This is a genomic window from Salipiger sp. HF18 (assembly GCF_011806505.1).
GTDB lineage: Bacteria > Pseudomonadota > Alphaproteobacteria > Rhodobacterales > Rhodobacteraceae > Salipiger > Salipiger thiooxidans.
In genome coordinates this window covers 1-6,143 of sequence record NZ_JAATOS010000243.1, presented here as the reverse complement: position 1 = coordinate 6,143, position 6,143 = coordinate 1, and the positions used below count along the sequence as shown (strand labels likewise).

Annotated in this window: 6 protein-coding genes and 1 pseudogene; 6 read left to right on the top strand and 1 reads right to left on the bottom strand. The window is 70.3% G+C overall.

Features of this window, described 5'->3' with window-relative positions; genetic code table 11:
• The 4 genes from HC022_RS17215 to HC022_RS17200 all read left to right on the top strand — a co-directional run.
• A partial coding sequence (locus HC022_RS17215) for a DUF6635 family protein (RefSeq protein WP_368484686.1) occupies positions 1-215 on the top strand: 215 nt, incomplete at its 5' end.
• A gap of 85 nt (positions 216-300) precedes the next feature.
• A complete protein-coding gene (locus HC022_RS17210) occupies positions 301-1,728 on the top strand; it encodes an amidase (RefSeq protein WP_167453248.1) in 1,428 nt (475 codons plus the stop codon).
• A 98-nt stretch (positions 1,729-1,826) separates the two neighbouring features.
• On the top strand, positions 1,827-2,231 hold the full coding sequence (locus HC022_RS17205; RefSeq protein WP_254885148.1) for an FGGY family carbohydrate kinase: 405 nt from the start codon (positions 1,827-1,829) through the stop codon (positions 2,229-2,231).
• 9 nt (positions 2,232-2,240) lie between these two features.
• Entirely contained in the window at positions 2,241-2,555 is a 315-nt protein-coding gene (locus HC022_RS17200; RefSeq protein ID WP_167453246.1) for a hypothetical protein, read from the top strand.
• Between the two features lie 23 nt (positions 2,556-2,578).
• On the opposite strand, the pseudogene HC022_RS17195 reads toward HC022_RS17200, so the two are convergent.
• Positions 2,579-3,963 (bottom strand): annotated as a pseudogene (locus HC022_RS17195) (IS1182 family transposase).
• A 701-nt stretch (positions 3,964-4,664) separates the two neighbouring features.
• On the opposite strand from HC022_RS17195, the gene HC022_RS17190 reads away from it, so the two are divergent.
• The gene (locus HC022_RS17190; RefSeq protein WP_254885147.1) at positions 4,665-5,876 is read left to right on the top strand and encodes a sensor histidine kinase; all 1,212 of its coding nucleotides are present in this window, start codon (positions 4,665-4,667) and stop codon (positions 5,874-5,876) included.
• The coding region (locus HC022_RS28800) for a hypothetical protein (RefSeq protein ID WP_217704021.1) at positions 5,876-6,143 on the top strand (268 nt) is incomplete at its 3' end. The genes HC022_RS17190 and HC022_RS28800, both read left to right, overlap by 1 nt.

Genomic DNA, 6,143 nt, shown 5'->3' with positions numbered 1-6,143 from the left:
TGGCCTCGGTGGTGACCGCCTTCGCGGGCGTCATCGCAGACCCCGTGCAGGCCCGCATCGGGCTGCACCGCCGCCGCCTGCACCGGCTGGTGGATGCGCTCGAGACCGACCTGACCGGCGCCCCGCCGCGCCGCTTCGCCGCGAACGAGCACTACTACGCCCGCGTCTTCGACCTGCTCGATATCGGCTCGGGGCTGTTCCGCCACTTCCGCTAGGCCGCGCGGAGACGGGATCGGGCTTGCAATCCCGGGCGGCGGGCGGCTCTCTTGGCGCAGACTTCCGCGCAGAAAGGCCGCCCAGATGACCGAGACTCCCACCGCCCCCAGCCTCACCGACCGCGATGCGGTGTCGCTCGTCTCGGACCTGCGCAGCGGCGCGCTGAGCCCCGTGGCGCTGATGGAGGCGGTGCTCGACCGCATCGAGGCGGTCAATCCGCAGGTCAACGCCATCGTCTCGCTGCGCCCCCGCGACGAGCTTCTGGCCGAGGCACGCGCGGTCGATGCCACCTCGGGTGGCCCGCTCGCCGGGCTGCCCATCGCGGTCAAGGACCTCGTCGCCACCAAGGGGCTCCGCACCACCTGGGGTTCGCCGCTGTTCGCCGATTTCATCCCCGCGGCGGATGACCTGGTGGCGTCGCGGCTGCGCGCGGCGGGGGCGATTATCATCGGCAAGACCAACACGCCCGAGTGGGGCCACGGCTCGCACAGCTTCAACCCGGTCCACGGCCCGACCCGCAACCCCTATGACCTCGGCCGCAGCGCCGGGGGCTCGTCGGGCGGCGCCGGGGCGGCGCTCGCGGCGCGGATGCTGCCGCTGGCAGACGGCTCGGACATGATGGGCTCGCTGCGCAACCCTGCCGCCTTCAACAACGTCTACGGCTTCCGCCCGAGCTGGGGGCTGGTGCCGAAGGACGCCGAGGGCGACACGTTTCTCTCGACCCTCGCCACCGAGGGTCCGATGGGCCGCAGCCCGCGCGACGTGGCGCTGCTGCTCTCGGTGCTGGCAGGCCCCAATCCCGAGGTGCCGTTCTGCCGCCCGGCCGAGGACTACACCGCGCGCTTCGGCGACAGCCTCAGGGGCAAGCGCATCGGCTGGCTGGGGAACTGGGGCGGGGCCTATGCCACCGAGCCCGGCATCCTCGAGACCTGCGAGGCGGCACTTGCGGTCTTCGAAGAGCTCGGCGCCACCGTCGAGCCGCTCGCCCCGCCCTTCCCGGCCGACAAGCTCTGGTCGAGCTGGACCACCCTGCGCGCCGGGCTCAACGCCGGTGCCAAGCGCGCCTTCGCCACCGACCCCGACAAGCGCGCCCTCACCAAGCCCGAGTCGCTCTGGGAGATCGACCAGGGCATGACGCTCAGCGCCGAGGCCTTCTACGAGGCCAGCAAGCTGCGCTCGGCCTGGTACAAGCGCGCCGCCCGCACCTTCGAGCGCTTCGACGCGCTGGCGCTGCCCTCGGCGCAGGTCTGGCCCTTCCCGGTGGACTGGCGCTGGCCGCAGGACATCGCGGGCAGGAAGATGGACACCTACCACCGCTGGATGGAGGTCGTGGTGCCGGTGAGCCTTGCCGGGCTGCCCTGCCTCGGCCTGCCCGCGGGCTTCTCCGCGTCCGGCCTGCCGATGGGGATGCAGCTCTTCGGACCGACCGGCAGCGATGCGGCCATCCTCGCCATGGGCGACGCCTATCACGCCGCCACCGACTGGCCGAACCGCCGCCCGCCGGTGCTCTGAGCCCGCCGTCTGCCCGAGGGGGACCGGAGACCCCAGTCCCGGTCTCCTGCGGTGCACTACACCGGTCGGCAGGACGGTCCGGCGCCATGAGAGGAGCCATGTTTTTCATCGGAGTGGACGTGGGCACCGGCAGCGCGCGCGCCGGCCTGTTCGACGCCCGGGGCCGGCTGCTCGGCAACTCCGAGGCCGCCATCGCGCTCTGGCGCCCCTGCCCCGACCACCCGCAACAAAGCGCCGCCGACATCTGGGCGGCGGTCTGCCGGGCGGTGCGCGGCGCCATGTCCGAGGCGGGCGCGGCACCGGAGCGGGTGACCGGCCTCGGCTTCGACGCCACCTGCTCGCTGGTGGTCTCGGACGCCGACGCGCGGCCGCTGCCCGACCTGCCCCACGCCATGCGCACCATGAACTCGCCCGCGCGCGAGATCACCCCGCGCGGCGGCGACAGCCCGGTGGCCGTGTACGACAGCCTGCCCGGCGCTTTCGGGGCGCTGCTGCTGGCATAGGTCGACGTCGTGGTGGCGCTGCACAAGGCCGGCGCCGCCGTCCTGCAACGGGCGCGGCTCGACGACCGCATCCGCATCGCCGGAGCCCCGCTGCGTACCGCGCGCCACGTGGTCGCGCTGGCCCGCAAACGTGCCGAGCTGCTGCCTGCGGTCGACGACGCGCTCGCCGCCATGCAGGCGGACGGCACAATGACCGCGCTGCTCACCGCGTGGAACATTCTCCCGCCCGCGCCGCCACCCGAGGTACTGACCGTCGGCCTCGCCGAGTTTGCGCTGATTCCGTGGAAAAACACCCGTTCGCTGGCGCAGAATATTGCCAGCTGAACGTGGCGCGAGCGCCTTTCCTGTCAGGCGTTTCTCGGTTGCTGCAGTCCAGGAAGGATCTTGGCCAGTTTGCGGAGGTTCTGGGCGGTGGCCGCGAGGAGAAATTCGTCATTTGCGCCGGACGGCCCGCGTAATCGGAGCCGGTTCAGGCCAAGGATCCGTTTGAGGTGGGCAAAGAGCATCTCGACATTCTTCCGCAACTTCATCGAGATGGCGTATTGCTCGGTTTTGGCGATGTCGCGAGCGACCTGCCGGGCATCTTCATGTTCCTCGCGGGTGATCTTGCGTGCATCCGCGTTCGGGCAGCACATCGCTTTGGATGGGCATACCTGACAGACCTCTTTCAGCGCCCGATAGCGAGCTGTTCCCTTGCCAGTCGGACCCCGGTTCGGGTCGGAATAGTTCCGGCGGAACTGCTTCAGCTCGTGCCCCTCGGGGCAGATGTATTGGTCAGTCTCGGCATCCCACTCGAAGTCCGCGCGAGTCCAAGTCCCATCGGTTCGTCCGGATTTGTCGAAGACGGGAATGTACGGGGCAATCTTGCGGTCGACCAGCCAGCCCAGCATCGGCCCGGTGCCATAGGCCGTGTCCGCGATTAGGCGCTCGGGGTGTAGGTCGAACCGGGCTTTCACGCGGTCCAGCATGGTCTTCGTCGACCCAACCTCGGCTTGCCGGATTGACCTCGTGGCTTCCACGTCCACGATCACGCCGTGGTCCGTGTCGATCAGATAGTTGTCGGAATAGCTGAAGAATGCAGGCCCCTTGCGCGCCGCGGTCCACTGGCTGGCCGGGTCGGAATGCGAGGTGAACTTGGGCTGCACTTCACTGGCGGCGCCGAAGGCCGCCTCGTCCAGCGTATCGAGATACTCACGGACGGCCCGGGGTGCATCTGTGCGGTCGATCGTCGAAACATCCCAATCTTCCTTCTGCGTCGAATTCTGCTTGTTCGCATCCGCCTCGATCAGGCTGGCATCCACCGCCATGCGCTGCCCGCTGACCAGGCCTTCCTGGATACAACGCGCGACCGTCATCTCGAACAGGTGGCGCAGAAGCGCGCTGTCGCGGAACCGGCCATGGCGGTTCTTGGAAAAGGTGGAGTGGTCGGGAACCCGGACGGCCAGATCAAGGCGACAGAACCAGCGATAGGCCAGGTTCAGGTGCACCTCTTCGCAGAGCCTCCGCTCGGACCGGATGCCAAAGCAATAGCCGATCAGAAGCATCCGGATCAGCAGTTCAGGATCGACAGACGGACGGCCCGTATGGCCGTAGAAATCGGCGAGATAGGCGCGGATGCCGGAGAGGTGTAAAACCGGTCGATGGACCGAAGAAGGTGATCCTGGGGGACGTGGGTCTCCAGCGAGAACTCGTAGAACAGCGCCGGCTGCGCCTCCTGCTTCGGTCCCAACATCACCGATCCTCCCGCCCACTACCGGAATTGAATCAGCGATGCGCCCTTCGATCAAGCGCGAGTTTTTTAACGAAATACGCCCTACCAGGTCATCCGCCCGGACGGCACCATGACGGGCTACGGGGTCGAGACCCTGCGCCCCCTCGCCCGGCAGGAGGCCGAGCAGCGCGGCGACCTCGACCTCGTGATCCTCGACGGCGCCAGGGGCCTGATCGATGCGCTGCAGTCGGGCAGCGTCGACGCGATCCTCTACCCCACGGTGACCGTGCGCCACCGGCTCGAGCTGCTCGGCCGCCTCGACGAGGTCGACGAGGTGGCGCCGCCCTTCCTGACCACCGACCGCGCCCTCGCCCTGCGCCACGGCCTCGCGGAGGTGCGCGAGCGGCTGAACGCGGTGATCCCGGGGGATCTCTCTTCCGAGGAGTACCAGTCCCTGCGCGACCGCTGGCTCGGCCCGCCGGAATTCTGGACACCCGAGCGCATCCTGATCGCCGAGCTGCCGGCGGCGGCGCTGGCCATCGCCACCCTGGCGGGATTCGTGGTGCAATCACGCCGCGCCGGGCGCCGGGCGCTGGCGCAGGCCGCGGACATGAAGCGGCTCTCGGACCGGCTGGGCGCGATCCTCGACACCACACGCAGCGCCATCATCGGGCTTGCGCGGGACGGCAGCATCAGCATCGCCCCCCCCCGGCGCCGCCCGGATGCTGGGCCTTGCCTCGCAGGACTGGCCGGTGCCGTGGCCCGGCACGGTGCGCTTCGTCGATGCCGAGGACGGCCACCCGCCCGTCGCCTCCGCCGACCCGCTCCACCGCGCCATGGCGGGGGCCACGCTGGTTTCGGAGCGGGCGATCCTGCGCCGTGGCGCCGACAGCCCTGCCCGAGTCGTGCGGGTGTCGAGCGCGCAGGTCGAGGCGTCGGGACAGGGCGACGTCGCCACGGTGATGGTGCTGGTGCTGGTGCTGGAGGACGTGACCGAGCAGGAGCGCAACCGCCAGCAGGCCGAACGCTCGGGGCAGCTCGATGCGCTGGGCCAGCTCACCGGCGGGGTGGCGCATGATACCAACGACATCCTCGGAACCATCGCATATGCCACCGAGCTCGCCGCGATGAGCGCCGACGCGCCGCAGAAGACGTTCCTCGACACCGCGCTCGCCTCGGTGTGGCGGGGCGACCGGCTGACCTCGCGCCTGCCGACCATCGCGCGGCGCCAGCCCGGCTCGGTGCGCCCGGTGCCGGTCTCGGAGGTGCTGAGCGCGCTGCAGGATCTCGCGGGGCCGGTGCTCGAGCGCACGGTGGCACTGCACGTGGCCCCCCCCGAGGCCGGGCTGCGGGTGCTCTGCGATCCCAGCCAGCTCGAGAACGCGCTGCTTAACCTCGTGCTGAACAGCCGCGACGCGCTGCTCGCCCAGCGCGGGACGGGCAACATCGCGGTGCAGGCCGGGCGCGCCGCCGAGAGCGATCCGGAGGGCCATCCGCGGGTCGAGATCTCGGTGACCGACGACGGCCCCGGCATGACACCCGAGGTGCGCCAGCGCGCCACCGACCCGTTCTTCACCACCAGGGGCGAGAGCGGCGGCCCCGGGCTCGGGCTGTCGATGGTCTACGGGTTCGCCGAGCAGTCGGACGGGGAGCTCATCATCGACACCGCGTCCGGGCCAGACACCAGCGTGCGCATCCTGCTGCCTGAGGGCGAGCTGCCGGACGAGGAGGAGGTCGCGGCCGAGCCCGGCCCGAGCCCCGGCAGCGGCGAGACCATCCTCGTGGTCGAGGACGAGACCGACCTGCTGGCGATGACCTCCGAGATCATTCGCACGCCGGGCAACGAGGTGATCACCGCCCTTCCGGACGCGCGGGGCTCGAGCGCATCGAGCGCGGCGCCGAAAGCTTCGACCTGCTTCTCACCGACATCGTGATGCCCGGCGGCGTGGGAGGCTTCGTGCTCGCCCGACGCCGTAACGACCTGCGCCCCGGGATCCCGGTGATCTACATGTCGGGCTACGCGAGCATCACCCGCGAGAGCATGGACGGCGTCCCCGCCCCCACCCTGCGCAAACCCTGCTCCCCCGCCGCCCCCTCCGCCGCCAGCTCGAGGAGAGGTGACGGGCGGGGCTACGCTGTGCCTGCCGGTCGGGGATCCTTTCGCCACGCGCCTGGATCGCACCGTCCGGTCTGCTGCCGCC

What these genes read in the sequence shown, in the direction of transcription:
- HC022_RS17210 (WP_167453248.1), top strand. Translation starts at nt 301, where the DNA reads ATGACCGAGACTCCCACCGCCCCCAGCCTCACCGACCGCGATGCGGTG.
- HC022_RS17205 (WP_254885148.1), top strand. Translation starts at nt 1,827, where the DNA reads ATGTTTTTCATCGGAGTGGACGTGGGCACCGGCAGCGCGCGCGCCGGC.
- HC022_RS17190 (WP_254885147.1), top strand. Translation starts at nt 4,665, where the DNA reads ATGCTGGGCCTTGCCTCGCAGGACTGGCCGGTGCCGTGGCCCGGCACG.